Source organism: Streptomyces sp. NPDC012474 (assembly GCF_042955185.1).
Lineage (GTDB): Bacteria > Actinomycetota > Actinomycetes > Streptomycetales > Streptomycetaceae > Streptomyces > Streptomyces cahuitamycinicus.
The window spans coordinates 424,105-444,001 of record NZ_JBIBEP010000004.1 but is presented as its reverse complement, the minus strand read 5'-3'; the positions used below and the strand labels follow the sequence as shown (position 1 = coordinate 444,001).

At 70.5% G+C, this 19,897-nt stretch carries 13 protein-coding genes; 9 read left to right on the top strand and 4 right to left on the bottom strand.

All coding sequences use genetic code 11. The features are described 5' to 3' along the window. Positions 1–71: 71 nt before the first annotated feature. The 9 genes from ACFY9S_RS12645 to ACFY9S_RS12605 all read left to right on the top strand — a co-directional run bounded on the left by ACFY9S_RS12645 (position 72) and on the right by ACFY9S_RS12605 (position 12,941). Positions 72–3,794 carry a ThuA domain-containing protein gene (locus tag ACFY9S_RS12645; protein ID WP_391126452.1) on the top strand — a complete coding sequence of 1,241 codons (3,723 nt, stop codon included), beginning with the start codon at positions 72–74 and terminating at the stop codon, positions 3,792–3,794. An 89-nt stretch (positions 3,795–3,883) separates the two neighbouring features. Continuing rightward, the gene (locus ACFY9S_RS12640) at positions 3,884–5,071 is read left to right on the top strand and encodes an inositol-3-phosphate synthase (RefSeq protein WP_391126448.1); all 1,188 of its coding nucleotides are present in this window, start codon (positions 3,884–3,886) and stop codon (positions 5,069–5,071) included. Positions 5,072–5,187: 116 nt separating this feature from the next. Beyond that, positions 5,188–6,414 carry an SCO3242 family prenyltransferase gene (locus ACFY9S_RS12635; RefSeq protein ID WP_391126445.1) on the top strand — a complete coding sequence of 409 codons (1,227 nt, stop codon included), beginning with the start codon at positions 5,188–5,190 and terminating at the stop codon, positions 6,412–6,414. Beyond that, positions 6,411–7,493 (top strand): TIM barrel protein, encoded by a 1,083-nt coding sequence (locus tag ACFY9S_RS12630; protein WP_391126442.1) that lies wholly within the window; start codon positions 6,411–6,413, stop codon positions 7,491–7,493. Before ACFY9S_RS12635 ends, ACFY9S_RS12630 begins: the two co-directional genes overlap by 4 nt. Continuing rightward, complete coding sequence (locus ACFY9S_RS12625; RefSeq protein WP_391126439.1) at positions 7,490–8,275, top strand: EboA domain-containing protein; 786 nt, start codon at positions 7,490–7,492, stop codon at positions 8,273–8,275. The genes ACFY9S_RS12630 and ACFY9S_RS12625 overlap by 4 nt, the downstream gene beginning before the upstream one ends. Continuing rightward, positions 8,275–9,186 carry a TatD family hydrolase gene (locus ACFY9S_RS12620; protein ID WP_391126436.1) on the top strand — a complete coding sequence of 304 codons (912 nt, stop codon included), beginning with the start codon at positions 8,275–8,277 and terminating at the stop codon, positions 9,184–9,186. Before ACFY9S_RS12625 ends, ACFY9S_RS12620 begins: the two co-directional genes overlap by 1 nt. 3 nt (positions 9,187–9,189) lie before the next feature. After that, on the top strand, positions 9,190–10,359 hold the full coding sequence (gene eboE, locus ACFY9S_RS12615) for a metabolite traffic protein EboE (RefSeq protein ID WP_391126433.1): 1,170 nt from the start codon (positions 9,190–9,192) through the stop codon (positions 10,357–10,359). After that, positions 10,356–11,789, top strand: a complete 1,434-nt coding sequence (locus ACFY9S_RS12610) for an alkaline phosphatase family protein (RefSeq protein WP_391126430.1) — start codon at positions 10,356–10,358, stop codon at positions 11,787–11,789. Before eboE ends, ACFY9S_RS12610 begins: the two co-directional genes overlap by 4 nt. Positions 11,790–11,888: 99 nt before the next feature. Beyond that, a complete protein-coding gene (locus ACFY9S_RS12605) occupies positions 11,889–12,941 on the top strand; it encodes a TIM barrel protein (RefSeq protein WP_391126427.1) in 1,053 nt (350 codons plus the stop codon). 244 nt (positions 12,942–13,185) lie between these two features. On the opposite strand, the gene ACFY9S_RS12600 is transcribed toward ACFY9S_RS12605, so the two are convergent. The 4 genes from ACFY9S_RS12600 to ACFY9S_RS12585 form a co-directional block, all read right to left on the bottom strand. After that, positions 13,186–14,574, bottom strand: a complete 1,389-nt coding sequence (locus ACFY9S_RS12600) for an MFS transporter (protein WP_391126424.1) — start codon at positions 14,572–14,574, stop codon at positions 13,186–13,188. Positions 14,575–14,696: 122 nt separating this feature from the next. Then, positions 14,697–16,841 (bottom strand): acetate--CoA ligase family protein, encoded by a 2,145-nt coding sequence (locus ACFY9S_RS12595; protein ID WP_391126421.1) that lies wholly within the window; start codon positions 16,839–16,841, stop codon positions 14,697–14,699. A gap of 4 nt (positions 16,842–16,845) precedes the next feature. Beyond that, positions 16,846–18,087: a formyl-CoA transferase gene (frc, locus tag ACFY9S_RS12590; protein ID WP_391126418.1), complete on the bottom strand. Its 1,242-nt coding sequence runs from the start codon at positions 18,085–18,087 to the stop codon at positions 16,846–16,848. Positions 18,088–18,097: 10 nt separating this feature from the next. Then, complete coding sequence (locus tag ACFY9S_RS12585) at positions 18,098–19,780, bottom strand: thiamine pyrophosphate-binding protein (protein WP_391126415.1); 1,683 nt, start codon at positions 19,778–19,780, stop codon at positions 18,098–18,100. Positions 19,781–19,897 lie beyond the last annotated feature (117 nt).

The window sequence follows — 19,897 nt, the reverse complement described above, 5'->3', positions numbered from 1 at the left end:
CGCACCCCGGCGCCCGCACCGCACGTCTTCGTACCCACCCGTACGGCCCACCCCGTTCCCGGAGGGACTTCGTGCACAGAACCAGACCCAGAAGCACCCGCATCCTCAGGCGGCCCAGGCTTCGCACCACCGTCGCCCTGTTCACCGGCCTGCTCCTCGCCGTGGGAACCCCGGCCACCGTCGCCGGCGCCCACCCCGGCCACCCGGAGCACGACGAACCGGCGGCCGCGGAGGGCCAGTTCCAGCAGGTACCGCTCGCCAAGGGCGAGCCCGAGACGGGCGAGCCGATGTCGCTCGCCGTGCTCCCGGACCGCAGCGTGCTGCACACCTCGCGCGACGGCACCCTGCGCCTCACCGACCAGGGCGGCGTCACCAAGGTCGCCGGCAAGATCCCCGTCTACAGCCACGACGAGGAAGGCCTCCAAGGCGTCGGCATCGACCCGGACTTCAAGAACAACCGGGCGATCTACCTGTACTACGCCCCGCCCCTCGACACCCCCGCGGGTGACGCCCCGGAGACCGGCACCGCCGAGGACTTCAAGAAGTTCGACGGCGTCAACCGCCTCTCCCGCTTCGTGCTCAACGCCAACGGCACGCTGAACATGTCCAGTGAGAAGAAGGTCCTGGACGTCGCGGCCTCCCGGGGCATCTGCTGCCACGTCGGCGGCGACATCGACTTCGACGCGGACGGCAACCTCTACCTGTCGACCGGCGACGACTCCAACCCCTTCGCCTCCGACGGCTTCACGCCGATCGACGACCGGCCGAACCGCAACCCGGCCTTCGACGCCCGCCGCAGCTCGGGCAACACCAACGACCTGCGCGGCAAGATCCTCCGCATCAAGGTGGCCGAGGACGGCTCGTACACGATCCCGGAGGGCAACCTCTTCGCCCCGGGCAGGGACAAGACCCGCCCCGAGATCTACGCGATGGGCTTCCGCAACCCGTTCCGGATGAGCGTCGACGACAAGACCGGCACCGTCTACGTCGGCGACTACGGCCCGGACGCCGGCGCCGCCGACCCCAAGCGCGGCCCCGGAGGGCAGGTCGAGTTCGCCAAGGTGACCGAGCCCGCCAACTTCGGCTGGCCCTTCTGCACCGGCGACAACGATCCTTACGTCGACTACGACTTCGCCACCAAGGAGTCCGGCGAACCGTTCGACTGCGCCGCCCCGAAGAACACCTCGCCCTACAACACGGGCCTCACCGACCTGCCGCCCGCGCAGGCCGCCTGGATCCCGTACGACGGTGACTCCCTGCCCGAGTTCGGCAGCGGCTCCGAGTCCCCGATGGCCGGCCCGGTCTACCGCTACGACCCCGAACTCGACTCCAGCGTGAAGTTCCCCGAGGCGTACGACGGCGACTTCTTCGCCGGTGAGTTCGGCCGCCGCTGGATCAAGCGCATCGAGCAGGACGCGGACGGCTCCGTCGCGAAGATCAACGACTTCCCCTGGACCGGCACCCAGATCATGGACATGGAGTTCGGCCCCGACGGCGCCCTCTACGTCCTCGACTACGGCGTCTCCTGGTTCCAAGGCGACGAGAACTCCGCCCTGTACCGGATCGAGAACGCCGAGGACGGCTTCTCGCCCATAGCCGAGGTGAGCGCCGACAAGACGTCCGGCGCGGCCGGCCTGAAGGTGAAGTTCACCGGCTCCGCGAAGGACGCCGACTCCCCGGACCTCACCTACAGCTGGGACTTCGGCGACGGCACCAAGGGCGAGGGTCTCAACCCCACCCACAGGTACAAGAAGGTCGGCACCTACACCGCCACCTTCACCGCCAAGGACCCCGAGGGCAACACCGGCAACGCCAGCACCCGGATCGTGGTCGGCAACACCGAACCCAAGGTGAGGATCGACATCCCGGGCAACGGCGCCCTGGCCGAGTTCGGCAAGCCCGTCCCGTTCAAGGTGACCGTCACCGACCCCGAGGAGACGGTCGACTGCTCCAAGGTCAAGGTCGCCTACAGTCTCGGCCACGACTCCCACGCCCACGAGCTGACCAGCGAGATGGGCTGCGAGGGCACCCTGAAGCCGCCCCCGGGTGACGGCGGCCACGACCCCAACGCCAACATCTACGGCGTCGTCGGCGCCGGCTACACCGACGGCGGGGCGAACGGCCAGGAGGCCCTGACCGGCACCGCCCGCACCGTGCTCCAGCCGCTGCACCGCCAGGGCGAGCACTTCACCACCCAGTCGGGCGTGTCGGTGATCGAGAAGACCGGCGCCAACGGCGGCAAGACCGTCGGCGACATCAACGACAGCGACTGGATCTCCTTCAGCCCCTACCGGTTCGACGGGCAGAAGAAGATGACCGTGCGGGCCTCCTCCGGTGGCGCGGGCGGCTTCGTCGAACTGCGCACCGGCTCGCCCGAGGGTCCGCTGCACGGCTCTGCCTACATCCCTCCGACCGGTGGCTGGGAGACGTTCCAGAACGTCGACGTGCCCCTGCGGTCGCTGCCGAAGAAGACCACCGACATCTACCTGGTCTTCAAGGGCGGCGAGGGCGCGCTGTTCGACGTGGACGACTTCGAGTTCTCCAAAAAGCCGTTCAAGGGCGGCAAGAAGGTCCTGGTCTTCTCCAAGACCGCCGGCTTCCGCCACGACTCCATCCCGGCCGGCATCACCGCGCTGAAGGAACTCGGCGGCCCGGCCGGCATCACGGTCGACGCCACCGAGGAGGCGAAGCAGTTCACCACGGCCAACCTCGCCAAGTACGACGCGGTGGCCTTCCTGTCCACCACAGGTGACGTCCTCAACGCCGAGCAGCAGCAGGCGTTCGAGAACTACGTGAAGAACGGCGGCGGCTACATGGGCATCCACGCCGCCGCCGACACCGAGTACGACTGGGAGTTCTACGGCGGCCTCGTCGGCGCCTACTTCCACTCGCACCCGGCCATCCAGAAGGCCACCGTCCGCGTCGAGGACCACGACCACCCCTCGACCGCGCACCTGGACGAGGCCTGGGAGCGCACCGACGAGTGGTACAACTACCGCACCAACCCGCGCGAGCAGGCCAAGGTCCTCGCCACCCTGGACGAGACCACCTACCAGGGCGGCACCATGAAGGGCGACCACCCGATCGCCTGGTGCCAGAGCTACGGCGGCGGCCGGTCCTTCTACACCGGCGGCGGCCACACCAAGGAGTCCTACGCCGAGGAAGCCTTCCGCGCCCACCTGCTCGGCGGCCTCCAGTACGCCACCGGCCAGGTGAAGGCGGACTGCAAGCCGGGCAAGGACCACCGGAAGATCTTCAACGGCCAGACCCTGGACGGCTGGAAGCAGGCCGGACCCGGCAAGTTCGTCGTCAAGGACGGCGTGATGGAGTCCGAGGGCGGCATGGGTCTGCTCTGGTACCAGGCCAAGGAACTGAAGTCGTACTCCCTCAAGCTCGACTGGAAGATGCAGGGCGACGACAACTCCGGGATCTTCGTGGGCTTCCCCGCCTCCGACGACCCCTGGTCCGCGGTGAACAAGGGCTACGAGATCCAGATCGACGCCACGGACGCGGCCGACCGCACCACCGGCTCCGTCTACTCGTTCAAGTCGGCCAACATCAAGGCCCGTGACCAGGTTCTGCGGCCGCCCGGCCAGTGGAACAACTACGAGATCAAGGTCCAGGGCGAACGCCTCCAGGTGTTCCTCAACGGAGTCAAGATCAACGACTTCACCAACAAGGACCCCCAGCGGAGCCTGACCGACGGTCACATCGGCCTGCAGAACCACGGCGCCGACGACCAGGTCTCCTTCCGCAACATCCAGTTGAAGGAACTGCCCGTCACGGGTGGCTGAGAGCGGCGGCGGGCGGGGGACGCCGGACCCCCGCCCGCCGTCTCAGTACCTTCCCCCCCCAGGGCTCGCGCACGATCAGGAGGCTGCCCATGTCCGCGTCCCTCTCCCGACCGCGTGTGGGAGTGTGGCTGATCGGAGCCCGCGGCTCCGTCGCCACCACCGTCGTCACGGGGTGTGCCGCCGTCACCGCGGGACTGCACCCGCCCACCGGCATGGTGACCGAGACCCCCGCCTTCACCGACAGCGGTCTGCCCGCACTGTCCGACCTCGTCTTCGGCGGCCACGACACCCTCGACTGCCCCCTGCCCAAACGCGCCGAGACCCTGACCGCCGGCGGCGTCCTCCCACCGGGCACCGCCACCGCCGTCACCGCCGAACTCGTCGCCGCCGACCGGGAGATCCGGCCCGGCGGCCCCACCCCCGGGGACGTCGGGAGCGAGACCGAACTGATCACGGCCTTCGCCGACGACATCCGCGACTTCGTCCACCGCCAGGCACTGGAGCGGGCCGTGGTGGTGAACGTCGCCTCCACGGAACCCGCGTCCCAGGGCGGCCCCGGCTCCCCGCTCCCTCCCAGCACCCTCTACGCGCTGGCGGCCCTGCGCGCCGGTTGCCCCTACGTCAACTTCACCCCCTCCGAGGGCATGCACCACCCCGTCGCCGCCCGCGAGGCCGAACGGAGCGGCCTGCCGTACGCCGGCCGCGACGGCAAAACCGGACAGACGCTGCTGCGCGCCGTGCTGGGCCCCATGTTCGCTCAACGGGCGCTGACCGTCCGGGCCTGGTCCGGCACCAACCTGCTCGGCGGCGGAGACGGCGCGGCCCTCGCCGACCCGGCCGCCGCGGCGGCGAAGAACGCCGGCAAGGAACGCGTCCTCGCCGACACCCTCGGCGCCGTCCCCGAGGGAGAGGCGCACATCGACGACGTCCCGGCCCTCGGCGACTGGAAGACCGCCTGGGACCACATCGCCTTCGACGGCTTCCTCGGCACCCGCATGATCCTCCAGACCATCTGGCAGGGCTGCGACTCGGCACTCGCGGCACCCCTGGTGCTGGACCTGGCCCGCCTGACCGCCCGCGCCCACGAGGCGGGAATGTCCGGCCCGCTCGGCGCCCTCGGCTTCTACTTCAAGGACCCGGTGGGGGAGGGGCCCGTCGGGTTGTCCGAACAGTACGAGGAACTGGTCCGGTTCGGACGGAGCCTCGGGCGGGCCGATGGAGAGGGCCGTGGTGCGCGGTCGGTGCGGGACACCGAGGAGACGGGGGAAGCACTGTGACACTGCGGCAGAGTTGGGGAAGCGCTGTCACACTGTGGCAGGCATCCTGCGGATGCCCCGACGGCGCGGTCGCGGGCGCCGCCCCTCCGGGCACCGGCAGTGGACCGGCCGGTGGCATGGCCGGACGCCTTGCCGGTGGCACTGCCGGTCGTATCGCCGGTGGTGTCGCCGGTCGCATTGCCGGTGGTGCCGGCGGTCGCATCCCCGGTGGCCCCGCCGGTGGCGCCACCGATGGCAGGGCACCCTGCGCATGCGCCGGCCGCTCGCGGCGTAGCCGCGCGTGGGCCGAACTCCTGCGACTGCCCGCCCTGTTCAGCGTCCCCGGGGACGCCCTGGCCGGCGCGGCCGCCACCGGTTCGGCACCCGGTTCCCGCACGCTGCTCGCCATCGGTTCCTCCCTCTGCCTCTACGAAGCCGGCATGGCCCTCAACGACTGGGCCGACCGCGACGTCGACGCCGTCGAACGCCCGCACCGCCCCCTGCCCTCCGGCCGCGTCCGGCCCGCCGCGGCACTCACGGCGGCCTGCGCCCTCACCGGCGCCGGACTGGCCCTGGCCGCGCGCGCTGGCCGCCCGGCCCTGGCCGTCGCCGCGCCCCTGGCGGTAACCGTCTGGGCGTACGACCTCGGCCTGAAGCACACGCCCGCCGGCCCCCTGACCATGGGCACGGCCCGCGGCCTCGACCTGCTCCTGGGAGCCGCGGCCACGACGGGCCATGCCCGCCCCGCCCTGCCCTCCGCGGCCCTCCTCGGCACCCACACGCTTGCCGTCACCACGGTCTCCCGCCAGGAGGCGCAAGGCGGCTCATCTCTGACCCCCCTGGCGGCCCTCGCGACGACAGCACTGCTGACCCGACAGGTGATGCGTCGCTCCGCCCTGCCGACGAGAGGCCGCCGGCAGAAAACCGCCCACGGGCTGACGGGCCCCCGAGCGGCCCGGCACCGCGGGCTGGAGTCCGTGGTCGGGCTGACGGGCCTCGGAGCGGCCCGGCCTCTCGGCCTGGAGTCCCAGGCCGGGGGGCGGGGCCTCCGAGCGGCCCGGCACCTCGGGCTGGAGTCCGTGGTCGGGCTGACGGGCCTCCGAGCGGCCCGGCCTCTCGGGAAGGGGCTGCTCACCACCGTCCTCGGAGCCGCCTACGCCGCGACCGTCGCACGTCCCTACTTCCACGCCGCCCTGAACCCCTCACCTCCTCTCACCCAACGCGCCGTCGGTGCCGGCATCCGCGCCACCATCCCCCTCCAGGCCACCCTGGCCGCGCGCTCCCGGGGCACGGCCGCCGCCCTCCTCATCGCGGCCCTGGCCCCCCTCGGAGCGAGGTTCGCGAAGAAGGTGAGCGTCACATGAGCCCCGAAGCTGCCAGGGCGGCTTCGGAGAGCAGCGGGGCCGGGGCCTCAGACGCCCTCGGCATGCAGTCCGCCGCCTCATCCGACCCCACCGTCCCGGCCGCCGCCTCACCCCACACCGCCACCGCCCCGCCCGGTGCCCTCCCGTCCCTCCGCTTCGGCTACGGCACCAACGGTCTCGCCGATCTCCGGCTCGACGACGCTCTCTCGCTCCTCGCCGACCTCGGCTACGACGGCGTCGGACTGACCCTCGACCACATGCACCTCGACCCGCTCGCCCCCGACCTCGCCGCCCGTACCCGCCGGGTCGCGCAGCGGCTGGACGAGCTCGGGCTGGGCATCACCGTCGAGACGGGCGCCCGCTATGTGCTCGACCCCCGCCGCAAGCACGGCCCCTCCCTGCTGGACCCGGACCCCGGCGACCGGGCCCGCCGCACCGACCTGCTCGTGCGGGCCGTCCGGATCGCCGCCGACCTCGGCGCGCACGCCGTGCACTGCTTCAGCGGGATCGTGCCGGAGGGAGCCGACACCGACACTTCGTGGAAGCACCTCGCCGAGTCCCTCGCTCCCGTCCTGGACGCCGCCGCCTCAGAGGGCATCCCGCTCGCCGTCGAACCCGAACCGGGCCACCTCCTCGCCACTCTGGCCGACTTCCACCACCTCCGCCGTGTCCTAGGGAATCCCGGACTTCTCGGCCTCACTCTGGACATCGGGCACTGTCAGTGCCTCGAAACCCTCTCTCCCGCCGACTGCGTGCGCGCCGCCGCCCCCTGGCTGCGGCACGTCCAGATCGAGGACATGCGGCGCGGCGCCCACGAGCACCTCCCGTTCGGGGAGGGGGAGATCGACTTTCCGCCGGTCCTGGCGGCCCTCGCCGCCACCGGCTACCAAGGCCTGACCGTCGTCGAACTGCCCCGCCACTCCCACGCCGGTCCTCACTTCGCCGCGCACTCCCTGCCGTTCCTCCGCCACGCCGAGCGAGCCGCGGCCACCGCGCCGCCCGCCCTCGCTCAGGACTTCCAGCAGCCCGCGCCACCCCACGGCGCTCCCTCCACCGCCCCTGAAGGGAGCAGCAGGTGAGCCGGCCCCACAGCACTCCCGCGGCGAAGACCGAGAGCGCCCAGGACACCCCGAGCGCCAGAACCCACCCCGGGGATTCCACCCCTGGCACCGCATCGACCCCTGGCACCGCATCGACCTCTGACACCGCATCCACCCGCCCCTCGCTCACAGACCTCCGCAACCACCTCACCACCCACCTGGACCCACCCGCCCGCACCTGGCTCGACCACGCCCTCGACGAGGCCGCCGCGCATCCCGGCCTCCACGGGCCCATCTCCGTATGGGAGCTGCGGCTCGCCGAGGCCGGCCGACGCTGCGGGCCCGTACACGCCGACGCCGCACGGGTCCTGATCCTCGACGCGGCCCGCGCCGGCACCGACGCCCTGACCCGGGTGTACTTCCAGGGCACCGCCGACGAACGCCGGGCCGTGCTGCACGCCCTGCCCCACCTCGTGTCCGGCCAGGGCGCCCTCCCGCTGATCGAGGACGCCCTGCGCACCAACGACACCCGGCTCCTCAGCGCCGCCGTCGGCCCCTACGCCGCCCGGCACCTGACGGCCCATGCCTGGCGTCACGCCGTGCTGAAATGCCTGTTCACCGGCGTCCCCGTCGACCATGTCGCGGATCTGTCCCGACGCGCCGCCGGCGATGGCGAACTCGCCCGCATGCTGGCCGACTACGCCGCCGAACGCACCGCCGCCGGCCGCTCCGTCCCCGAGGACCTGCACCGCGTCCTGGACCTGACCGAGTCCGTCACCCCGGCTCCCGGCACGGACCACCCCCACGGCAAGGAGTCCTGATGCGCATCTTCGACCCCCACATCCACATGACGTCCCGGACCACCGACGACTACGAGGCCATGTACGCCGCCGGTGTGCGTGCCGTCGTCGAGCCTTCCTTCTGGCTGGGCCAGCCCCGGACCTCGCCCGCCTCCTTCCGTGACTACTTCGACTCCCTCCTCGGCTGGGAACCCTTCCGCGCAGCGCAGTACGGCATCGCCCACCACTGCACGATCGCCCTCAACCCCAAAGAGGCGAACGACCCGCGCTGCGCGCCCGTCCTCGACGAGCTGCCGCGTTATCTCGTCAAGGACAACGTCGTGGCAGTCGGGGAGATCGGCTACGACTCCATGACCCCCGCCGAAGACACCGCCCTCGCCGCGCAGCTGCAGCTCGCCGCCGACCACGGACTGCCCGCCCTCGTGCACACCCCCCACCGCGACAAGCTCGCCGGGCTGCGCCGCACCCTCGACGTCATCCGGGAGTCCGCCCTGCCCGCGGACCGCGTCCTGGTCGACCACCTCAACGAGACCACCGTCAAGGAGGCCAGGGACAGCGGCTGCTGGCTGGGCTTCTCCGTCTATCCCGACACCAAGATGGACGAGGAGCGCATGGTCGCGATCCTGCGCGCCCACGGGAGCGAGCAGATCCTGGTGAACTCCGCCGCCGACTGGGGAAAGAGCGACCCCCTCAAGACACGCAAGGTCGGCGACCTGATGCTGGCCGAGGGGTTCGACGAGGACGACGTCGACCAGGTGCTGTGGCGCAACCCCGTCGCCTTCTACGGGCTCAGCGGCCGCCTGAACCTCGACGTCACCGGCACGGAGGCCACCCACGAGGGCAACTCCATCCTGCGCGGCGCCCCGCTCGAACCGCACACGCCGGTCACCGGCCCCGGCACGCCGGCCCGAGTGACCCCCGCGGAGGCGTGAACCATGCGCTTCCGCCACCCCGACGGCTCCACCGTCCACCTCGCCTACTGCACCAACGTCCACCCCGCCGAAACCCTCGACGGTGTCCTCGCCCAACTCCGTGACCACTGCGAACCCGTCCGCCGCCGCCTGGGCCGCGACCGGCTCGGCATCGGGCTGTGGCTGGCGAAGGACGCCGCCCACGCCCTCGTCACCGACCCCTCCGCACTGCGCAGGCTGCGCACAGAGCTGGACCGGCGCGGCCTCGAGGTCGTCACCCTCAACGGCTTCCCCTATGAGGGTTTCGGTGCCGAGGAGGTCAAGTACCGTGTCTACAAGCCGGACTGGGCCGACCCGGAACGCCTCGACCACACCACCGCCCTGGCCCGTGTCCTCGCCGGTCTCCTCCCCGACGACGTCACCGACGGGACCATCTCCACGCTGCCCCTCGCCTGGCGCACCGCATACGACGACGAGCGCGCGGAGACCGCCCGCACCGCGCTGCGCACCCTCGCCGAACGCCTGGACGCCCTCGAGGAGCTGACCGGCCGCTCCATCCGCGTCGGCCTGGAACCGGAACCCGGCTGTGTCGTCGAAACCACCCTCGACGCCATCGCCCCGCTCACCGCGATCGGCCACGACCGCATCGGCATCTGCGTCGACACCTGCCATCTCGCCACCTCCTTCGAAGATCCGCACACCGCCCTGGACGCGCTCACCGCAGCCCGCGTCCCCGTCGTCAAATCCCAGCTCTCGGCCGCCCTGCACGCCGAACACCCCCATCTTCCCGAGGTGCGCCAGGCCCTCTCCGCCTTCGCCGAACCCCGCTTCCTGCACCAGACCCGTACGGCCACCGCGGCCGGCCTGTGTGCCACCGACGACCTCGACGAGGCCCTCGCCGGAGATGCCCTTCCGGACGCCTCGCCCTGGCGTGCCCACTTCCACGTCCCCCTGCACACGGCCCCCGCCGCGCCCCTCACCTCCACGCTCCCGGTCCTGAGATCCGCACTGACCAGGCTCGTCGGCGGCCCGAGCCCGCTCACCCGCCACCTGGAGGTCGAGACCTACACCTGGCAGGCCCTCCCGCCCGAGTCACGCCCCAAGAGCCGCACCCAACTGGCCGAGGGCATCGCCGCCGAACTCACCCTCGCCCGCGACCTGCTGACCGACCTCGGCCTGAAGGAACTGCCATGAGCACCGGCACCCATGAGCACCCGGACCCGGCCGCCCCGCTCCCGGCCGCCGAGGACCGCCCCACCCCGCTCCTCGTCCTCGACGTCGTCGGCCTCACCCCCCGTCTCCTCGACCACATGCCCCACCTGAAGGCGCTCGGCCAGTCCGGCTCCCGCGCCCCGCTCGGCACCGTCCTGCCCGCCGTCACCTGCGCCGCCCAGTCCACGTTCCTCACCGGCACCATGCCCTCCGAACACGGCATCGTCGGCAACGGCTGGTACTTCCGCGAACTCGGCGACGTCCTCCTGTGGCGCCAGCACAACGGGCTCGTGGCCGGCGACAAACTCTGGGACGCCGCCCGCCGCGCCCACCCCGGCTACACCGTCGCCAACATCTGCTGGTGGTACGCCATGGGCGCCGACACCGACATCACCGTCACCCCCCGTCCCGTCTACTACGCCGACGGCCGCAAGGAACCCGACTGCTACACCAGGCCGGCCGCGCTGCACGACGAACTCACCGAAGAACTCGGCACGTTCCCCCTCTTCCACTTCTGGGGCCCCGGAGCGGACCTCGTGTCCAGCCGGTGGATCACCGACGCGACCCGCCACATCATCCGCACCCGGCACCCCGACCTGACGCTCTGCTACCTCCCTCATCTCGACTACGACCTGCAGCGCTTCGGCCCCGACGATCCGCGCTCCCTGAAGGCGGCCGCCGACCTGGACGCCGCCCTGGCCCCGCTGCTGGACGACGCCCGCGCCGAGGGCCGTACCGTCGTCGCACTGTCCGAGTACGGCATCACCCGGGTGAACCGGCACGTCGACATCAACCGCGCCCTGCGCCGCGCCGGCCTGCTGGAGGTGCACACGCAGGACGGCATGGAGTACCTCGACCCGATGGCATCCCGCGCCTTCGCGGTCGCCGACCACCAGATCGCCCATGTCTATGTGCGCCGTCCCGAGGACCTCGCCGCCACCCGGGCCGCCCTGGACGGCCTGCCCGGCATCGAGCAACTCCTCGACGACGAGGGCAAGAAGGCCCATCACCTCGACCATCCGCGCGCGGGCGAACTCGTCGCCGTGGCGGAACCCGACGCCTGGTTCACGTACTACTACTGGCTCGACGACGACCGCGCGCCCGACTTCGCGCAACTCGTCGAGATCCACCGCAAACCCGGCTACGACCCGGTCGAGCTCTTCATGGATCCCCTCGACCCCTACGTCAAGGTCAAGGCGGCCACCGCCCTGGCGCGCAAGAAACTCGGCATGCGCTACCGCATGGCGGTCGTGCCCCTGGACCCCTCACCTATTCGCGGCAGCCACGGCCGCCTTCCGCAGAGCGACGACGACGGTCCGCTCCTCATCTGCTCCACCCCCCGTGCTGTCGGCGACCGCGTCGCGGCCACCGATGTGAAGTCACTGCTGCTCCGACTCGCCGGTCTCGCCTGAGGCCGTAGAGGCCGTAGGGGCCATAGCCCTCAGTCCCGACTGGTCACAAGTGAAGCACTCACCACTGACAACGCCCCGCGATCACGAGGAGTTCCACGCATGAGCCGCTTCTCCCAGCCCGACCCCGAACTCAGCCACCGCCTCAGCAGACGGGGCATGCTCGGCGTGGCCGCCGGCGCCACCGCCGCCGCCCTGCTCGGCGCCGCGGCCCCCGCGACAGCCGCCCCTGCCGCCGCGTCCGCAGGCACCGCGTCCGGCGCCAAGGGTCGAGGCCGCCCCGTCCTGCCGCCCGGCCGACTCGGCATCCAGCTGTACAGCTTGCGTGACAAGGTCTCCAGCCTCGGCTTCGGCCCCGTCTTCGCCGAGCTGGAGCGATACGGCTACGACGAGGTCGAGTTCGCCGGCTACACCCAGGGCTCGGCCGGCGCCATCACCCTCGCCCAGCTCGGACGGCTGGCCCGCAACCACGGCCTGAATCCGATCGGCAGCCACGTCGGCTACTACTCCGACGACCCGGGCGCCTACACATTCGCCCAGAACCTCACCAAGGTCCTCGACGACGCCCAGGCCCTCGGCCTCAAGCACATCGGCACGGCCGCCGGCCCGTTCCGCTACGGCTCGACCGTCGACGCCTGGAAGCGTGCCGCCGAGGAATTCAACACGTACGGCGCGGCGGCGAAGGCCCGGGGCATGAAGTTCTACCAGCACAACCACTCCGAGGAGTTCTCCTTCGCCACCGACAACCCCAAAGTCCGCCTCTACGACGTCCTGCTCAAGGAGACCGACCCCGATCTCGTCTACCTGGAGATGGACATCTACTGGGCGTACGTCGGTCAGTTCCGCTTCTCCAAGAGGCCCGACGGCAGGCCCGCCCCCTTCGAACCGTTGAACTACGTGTTGCGGCAGCCCGACCGCTACCCGCTCTTCCACGTGAAGGACGGTGAGAGCGACCCGTCGAACCCGTACGGCTACCGCATGACCGATGTCGGCGACGGTGACATCGACTACCGGCGGTTCATCTCCGCTGTGACCCGGCTGCGCGGCCACCGCATGGCCCACCACTGGCAGGCGGAGCACGACAACCCGGCCGAGTCCTTCACGTTCGCGCGCCGCTCCAGCGCGCACCTGCACTCCCTGAAGGAGAAGTGCTGACGGCTTCAGAAACGTGAGGAGGCCCTTCCCCGGCCGGGGAAGGGCCTCCTCACGCGGGGACGGTCAGCCCCCGGGCCCCGTCCGGCCCGGGACGTCCCCGCCCGTCCCGCCGAGACGGTGGACGTGCGGGTGGCAGCCGGTCGCTCGGCGGTGGGGACGGTGTACGTCGGTCGCTCGGCGGCGGGGACGGTGTACGGCGGACGGTGCGAACGGTCTGCGTGCCGCGGTCGGACCCCACGTCATGTCAGGCTGTGTCCTCACCGAGCGGTTGTGGGTTGGGGGAGATGCGGCCCGTCTTCTTGTCGCGTCCCGGCGGGGTCAGGAACACTGCCACGCAGCCGGCGAAGAGGGAGATGGAGCCGGCCAGGATGAAGGCTCCGGAGTGCCCCCAGGCACCGACGACCACGGCACCCATGCCGGCGCCCAGGCCGGAGACGAGCTTGGCGCTGTAGACCATGCCGTAGTTGGACGCGTTGTTGTTCTCACCGAAGTAGTCGGCGGTGAGCGCTGCGAACATCGGGAAGATGGCGCCGCCGCCGAAGCCGGAGATCGACGAGAAGACCAGGAACAGCGGAAGGTTCTCGGCGTTCGCCGACCAGAGGATGCCGTACTGGGACAGGCCCAGGATCACGCAGACGACGAGCAGGCACCGCTTGCGGCCGTACAGGTCGGAGAGCCAGCCGATGACACCGCGGCCGGTGCCGTTGACGATGGCCTTCAGGGACATGGCCGTGGCGACGATCCCGCCCGCGAATCCGGCCTCCTCGCCGATCTCGACCTGGAAGGCGATACCGAAGATGTTCACGCCGGAGGTACAGGCCAGACAGAACCACATCAGGGCCACCCTGCCGGTCTGCCAGGCCTCCTTGGGGGAGTACTGGCGCACCGCCGGCGGGTTCATGCGCATCGAGCGGGCCGCGCGCGGGTCCTCGGGCGGGTTGAGCGGGTCGATCGAGGCGGGCCACCAGTTCTTCGGCGGGTCCTTGAAGAAGTAGCCGGAGAACGCGACCATCCCGGCCAGGAACACACCCACCGAGACCAGCACCCAGCGGAAGTTGGTCAGGTCCATGTAGCCGTTGAAGAGGAAGACGAAGGGCACCGAGCCGTAGGCGAAACCGCCGTTGACGAAGCCGGTCTTGCCGCCCTTGCGCTCCGGGTACCACTTGCCGACCATGTTGACGCAGGTGGCGTACACCATGCCCGCGCCCATGCCGCTGAACATGCTGAACCCGATGTAGGCGAAGACCACGTGCGGCGCGAAGGCGAGGGACAGGTAGCCCAGCAGTGTGCCGGTGGCGCCGAGCATCATGGCCCAGCGGGCCGGCAGCCTTCCGCTCTCACGCAGCTTGCCCGCGGGGAAGGCCACCGCGGCCTGGAAGAAGACCCAGACGGTCATCATCCAGAAGATGTGCATGCTGTTCCAGCTGTGTGCCGTGTGCAGGGTGTCCTCGGCGGACGCGAACGCGTACTCGGCGGAGGAGATGCCCATCATGCCGATCCAGGGCAGGATCACCATCCACTTGCGCTTGCGCCCCATGATGTCGATGTCGGTCTCACCGAGGCGGTAGACGCGACCGTTCGCGTCGGTGACCTCCCGGTAGGGAACCGTGGTGGGCAGATCGGTCGTTGTCATGTCGTGTCGCACCCCTTGCGTCGAAAGATCTGGCCAGCGCCCCCTGTCCCATGCCTTTCGTGCGCGCGCGGGTCCCGGGACCGGCCGACGCGCACCGTCGGCCGGCCCCCCGCTCACTCACCTCATGTACCGCCCCCCAGCCGCCCCGCCTCCCGCGCCCAGCGGTACTTCGCGCCGAGCACGGCCACCGGCTTCTCGGTCGTGTACGGGTACGCCACGACCCCCCGCTCGAAGAGGTACTGGCAGGCCTCCTCGACCTCCACGTCCCCCGCGAGCGACGCCACCACGGGCTTCTCGATCCCGCGCTCCCGGAACTCGGCCACCACGCGCGCGGTGAGTTCCGCGAAGACCATCGGAGGAGTGACGATGGTGTGCCAGTAGCCGAGGACGAGCGCGTGGATGCGCGGGTCCTCCAAGCCCAGCCGGATCGTCGCCTCGTACGTCGACGGCGGCTCGCCCCCGGTGATGTCCACCGGGTTGCCCGCGGCACCGAAGGGCGGGATGAACTTCCGGAACGCCTCGTCCAGATCCGGCGGGATCTCCATCAGCGTCAGGCCGTTGTCCGTCACCGCGTCGGAGAGCAGCACACCACTGCCGCCGGCGCCCGTGATGATCACGATGTTGTCGCCCTTGGGTGCGGGAAGCACCGGCAACGCGCGCGCGTACTCCAGCATGTCGTTCAGCCCCGGCGCCCGGATCACCCCGGCCTGCCGCAGGATGTCGTCGTACACGGCGTCGTCGCCCGCCAGGGCACCGGTGTGCGAGCCGGCCGCCTTGGCCCCCGCGGCCGTCCGCCCGGCCTTCAGCACGACCACCGGCTTCTTCGGCACGGTCGCCCGGGCGGCCTCCACGAAGGCGCGGCCGTCCTTGAGGTCCTCCAGGTGCATCGCGATGCAGTCGGTGTGCGGGTCCTCGCCGAACCAGGTCAGCAGGTCGTCCTCGTCCAGATCCGACTTGTTGCCGAGCCCGACGATCGCCGACACACCCGTCTTGGTGGTGCGGGCGAAACCCAGAATGGCCATGCCGATGCCGCCCGACTGCGAGGTCAGCGCCACCCCGCCCTTGACGTCGTACGGTGTGCAGAACGTGGCGCACAGGTCGTGCCAGGTCGAGTAGTAGCCGTAGATGTTCGGGCCCAGCAGCCGGACGCCGTGCCGCTCGGCGATCGCCACGATCTCCGCCTGGAGTTCGTGCTCGCCGGTCTCGGCGAACCCGGAGGGAATCAGAACGGCGTTCGGGATCTTCTTGCGTCCCACCTCCTCCAGGGCCGAGGCCACGAACCTGGCGGGGATCGCGAAGACCGCCACATCCACCTCACCGGGAACGTCCGTGACACTCTTGTACGCCTTGCGGCCCAAGATGTCATCGGCCTTGGGATTCACCGGGTGGATCTCCCCGGCGAACCCTCCGTCGATGAGGTTGCGCATCACCGAATTGCCGATCTTGCCCTGCTCGTTGGAGGCACCGATCACGGCGACCGAGCTCGGCTGCATCAGCCGGCGCATCGACGCGAGGATCTCGTCGCGGGAGTACTTCCGGCGCGGCGCGGGCTGCGACTCGGCGAGGATCACCCGGATGTCGGCCGCGACGGCCCCCTCCGCCGTCGCGATCACCGGGTTGAGGTCCACCTCGGCGATCTCGGGGAAGTCCGCGACGAGTTCCGAGACCCGGCGGATCTGCTCGGCGACGGCCCACCGGTCCACGCCCGCCTGGCCGCGCACCCCGCGCAGGATCTCCGCCGACCGGATCGAGTCCAGCATCGACAGCGCCTCGTCGGCGTCCACCGGCGCGAGCCGGAAGGTGACGTCCTTGAGGACCTCGACGAGCACCCCGCCGAGCCCGAAGGCGACCACCTTGCCGAACGTCGGGTCCGTGACCGCGCCGACGATGACCTCCTGCCCCTTCGGCAGCAGCTCCTGCACCTGGACGCCCGAGATGCGGGCATCGGCGTCGTAGGCGCGTGCGTTGTCGATGATGGTGTGGAAGGCAGCCCGCACGTCGGCCGCGCCCTCGACCCCGACGATCACTCCGCCGGCGTCGGTCTTGTGCAGGATGTCCGGTGAGACGATCTTCATGACGACGGGCCCGCCGAAGCGCGCCGCGAACGCCACGGCCTCGTCGACGTCCGTCGCCAGTTCCTCGCCCGGCACGGCGATCCCGTACGCGTCGGCGATCACCTTGCCCTCGGGCGCGGTCAGCGCGGTCCGTCCCTCGGCCCGCACGGACTCCAGGAGGGACCGCACCCGCAGGACCCGGTCTTCCGCCATCACGTCAGATCACTCCGTTCGACTTGAGCAGGCGCACTTCCTCGTCACCGAGGCCGAGTTCGCCGACGTAGACCTCTTCGTTGTGCTCGCCGAGCAGGGGTGAACTGGTCACGTCGACGGGTGAGTCGGACAGCTTGAGCGGGCTGCCGACGGTCACGAAGTCGCCGCGCTCGGGGTGCGGGACGGTGACGACCATCTCGTTGGCGACCAGCGAACGGTCCTCGATGATCTCCCGGGTGGACAGGATCGGCCCGCACGGGATGTTGCGCGCGTTGAGCCGCTCCAGCACCTCCCACTTGGGCAGCGTCGAGGACCACTCCTCGATCAGCTGGAACATCTTGCCGAGCTTGGGCAGCCGCGCCTCGGGCGTCGCCCACTCGGGGTCGGCGGCCAGCTCGGGCCGGCCGATGAGCTCGCTGAGCGGCTGCCAGCCGACGGGCTGCACGATGACGTACACGTAGTCGTTCGGGCCGCCCGGCGCGCACTTGACCGCCCACCCGGGCTGGCCGCCGCCGGACGCGTTTCCGGACCTGGGAACCTCGTCGCCGAAGTCGTCGTTGGGATATTCAGCGAGCGGCCCGTGTGCCAGACGCTGCTGGTCCCGCAGCTTCACCCGGCACAGGTTGAGTACGGCGTGCTGCATGGCCACGTTGACCCGCTGCCCGCGCCCGGTGCGCTCCCGTTGGTAGAGCGCGGCGAGGATGCCCGCCACGGCGTGCACTCCCGTCCCCGAGTCCCCGATCTGGGCCCCCGTCGCCAGCGGCGGCCCGTCCTCGAAGCCGGTGGTCGACATCGATCCGCCCATGGCCTGCGCGACGACCTCGTACGCCTTGAAGTTGGTGTACGGGCCTTCGCCAAACCCCTTGATGGAGGCATAGACGATCCGTGGATTGATCTCCTGGATGCGGTCCCAGGTGAAGCCCATCCGGTCCACCGCGCCCGGGCCGAAATTCTCGACCATGACGTCGGAGCGCCGGATCAGCTCGGTGAGGATCTCCTTGCCGCGCTCGGTCTTGGTGTTGAGGGTGATGCTCCGCTTGTTGCAGTTGAGCATCGTGAAGTAGAGGGAGTCGACGTCCGGCAGGTCACGCAGCTGCTTGCGTGTGATGTCGCCGGTCGGCGCCTCCAGTTTGACGACGTCCGCGCCGAGCCAGGCGAGCAGCTGGGTCGCCGACGGCCCGGACTGGACGTGGGTCATGTCCAGGACGCGGATGCCTTCGAGGGCCTTGGTGGAGGTAGCTGTCATCGGGGGCACCTCACTTGTACATGGTCTGGTTCATGGTTCCGGGGGCGTACGCGTCGGGGTCGACCCAGACGTTGATCAGTGACGGCTTGCCGGACTCACGGGCACGTTGCAGCGCCGGGCCGATGTCGGCGGGGTCGCTGACCTCCTCGCCGTAACCGCCCAGCATCTGGGCGAACCTGTCGTAGTGGACGTCGCCGAGGGTGTTGCCGATCCGCTCGCGGTCCTTGCCGTACTTGGCGGCCTGGCCGTAGCGGATCTGGTTCATGGAGGAGTTGTTGCCGACGATGCCGACGAACGGGAGGTCGTAGCGGACGAGCGTTTCGAAGTCCCAGCCGGTCAGGGAGAACGCGCCGTCTCCGAAGAGTGCGACGACCTCCTTGTCGGGCCGTGCCTGCTTGGCCGCGAGCACGAAGGGGACGCCGACACCGAGCGTGCCGAGGGGCCCCGGGTCCATCCAGTGCCCGGGCGACTTGGGCTGCACGACCTGCCCGGAGAAGGTGACGATGTCGCCGCCGTCTCCGATGTAGATCGAGTCCTCGGTGAGGAAGTCGTTGATCTCGCTGACCAGGCGGTAGGGGTGGATGGGTGAGGCGTCGGACTTCAGGTTCGGCAGCCGCTTGTCCAGAGCGGTCTGCTCGGCCGCCCGCAGCTCGTCCAGCCACTCCTTGCGCTTGGACGCCCCTCCGTTGATCCGCCCGGAGGCCGCCTCGGTCACCGACTTCAGCACCAGACCGGCATCGCCCACGATGCCGAGGTCGATGTCGCGGTTCTTGCCGACCGTGCGGTAGTCGAGGTCGATCTGCACGACGGTCGCGTCCGGCGACAGCCGCTTGCCGTAGCCCATGCGGAAATCGAAGGGGGTTCCGACGATCACGATGACGTCGGCGTTGGAGAAGGCGTACCGGCGGGAGAGCTGGAAGTGGTGCGGGTCGCCGGGCGGGAGGGTGCCGCGTCCCGCGCCGTTCATGTAAGCGGGGATGTTGAGGGCCCGCACGAGTTCGATGGCGGACTCGGTGCCGCGGGTGGTCCACACCTGGCTGCCGAGCAGAATGGCCGGCTTCTCGGCGTGCACCAGCAGGTCGGCGAGCTTCTCTATCGCCTCGGGGTCGCCGGCCGAGCGGGTCGAGGCGCGGTAGGCGCCGCCCTGCGGTACGCGCGCCTTGGCGGCCGGAACCTTGGCGTCCAGCACGTCGCGCGGGATCTCGAGGAAGGAGGGGCCGGGCGCGCCGTGGAAGCACTCGCGGAAGGCCATGGACACCATGTCCGCGGCGCGGGCCGTGTCGGGCACGGTCGCCGCGAACTTGGTGATGGGGTTCATCATGTCGACGTGCGGCAGGTCCTGGAGGGACCCCATCTTGTGCTGGGTAAGGGCTCCCTGACCGCCGATCAGCAGCATCGGGGACTCGGCGCGGAAGGCGTTGGCGACACCGGTCACGGCGTCGGTCGTCCCGGGTCCCGCGGTGACCACCGCGCAGCCGGGCTTGCCGGTGATGCGCGCGTAACCGTCGGCGGCGTGTGCGGCGACCTGCTCGTGGCGTACGTCGACGACCTCGATGCCCTCGTCGACGCAGCCGTCGTAGATGTCGATGATGTGGCCGCCGCACAGCGTGTAGATGCGGTCTACTCCCTCGGCCTTCAGCGCCTTGGCTACGAGATGACCACCGGAGATCAAGTCCTGGGTGTCGTCGGGCATGGCGAAGTCCTGTCCCTTCGTAGGGGGTTGGAGCGGCTCGCGTACATTGCATACAGTCGACGAATACTGTATGAAACTTGTTATCCCGCATCCGGTGGGTGGTGTCCAGGGGGCGTG

Bases quoted from the DNA above. Each gene is read 5' to 3' on its own strand.
- ACFY9S_RS12640 (WP_391126448.1), top strand. From the start codon at position 3,884: ATGTCCGCGTCCCTCTCCCGACCGCGTGTGGGAGTGTGGCTGATCGGA.
- ACFY9S_RS12635 (WP_391126445.1), top strand. From the start codon at position 5,188: ATGGCCGGACGCCTTGCCGGTGGCACTGCCGGTCGTATCGCCGGTGGT.
- ACFY9S_RS12630 (WP_391126442.1), top strand. From the start codon at position 6,411: ATGAGCCCCGAAGCTGCCAGGGCGGCTTCGGAGAGCAGCGGGGCCGGG.
- ACFY9S_RS12620 (WP_391126436.1), top strand. From the start codon at position 8,275: ATGCGCATCTTCGACCCCCACATCCACATGACGTCCCGGACCACCGAC.
- eboE (WP_391126433.1), top strand. From the start codon at position 9,190: ATGCGCTTCCGCCACCCCGACGGCTCCACCGTCCACCTCGCCTACTGC.
- ACFY9S_RS12610 (WP_391126430.1), top strand. From the start codon at position 10,356: ATGAGCACCGGCACCCATGAGCACCCGGACCCGGCCGCCCCGCTCCCG.
- ACFY9S_RS12605 (WP_391126427.1), top strand. From the start codon at position 11,889: ATGAGCCGCTTCTCCCAGCCCGACCCCGAACTCAGCCACCGCCTCAGC.
- ACFY9S_RS12600 (WP_391126424.1), bottom strand. From the start codon at position 14,574: ATGACAACGACCGATCTGCCCACCACGGTTCCCTACCGGGAGGTCACC.
- ACFY9S_RS12595 (WP_391126421.1), bottom strand. From the start codon at position 16,841: ATGGCGGAAGACCGGGTCCTGCGGGTGCGGTCCCTCCTGGAGTCCGTG.
- frc (WP_391126418.1), bottom strand. From the start codon at position 18,087: ATGACAGCTACCTCCACCAAGGCCCTCGAAGGCATCCGCGTCCTGGAC.
- ACFY9S_RS12585 (WP_391126415.1), bottom strand. From the start codon at position 19,780: ATGCCCGACGACACCCAGGACTTGATCTCCGGTGGTCATCTCGTAGCC.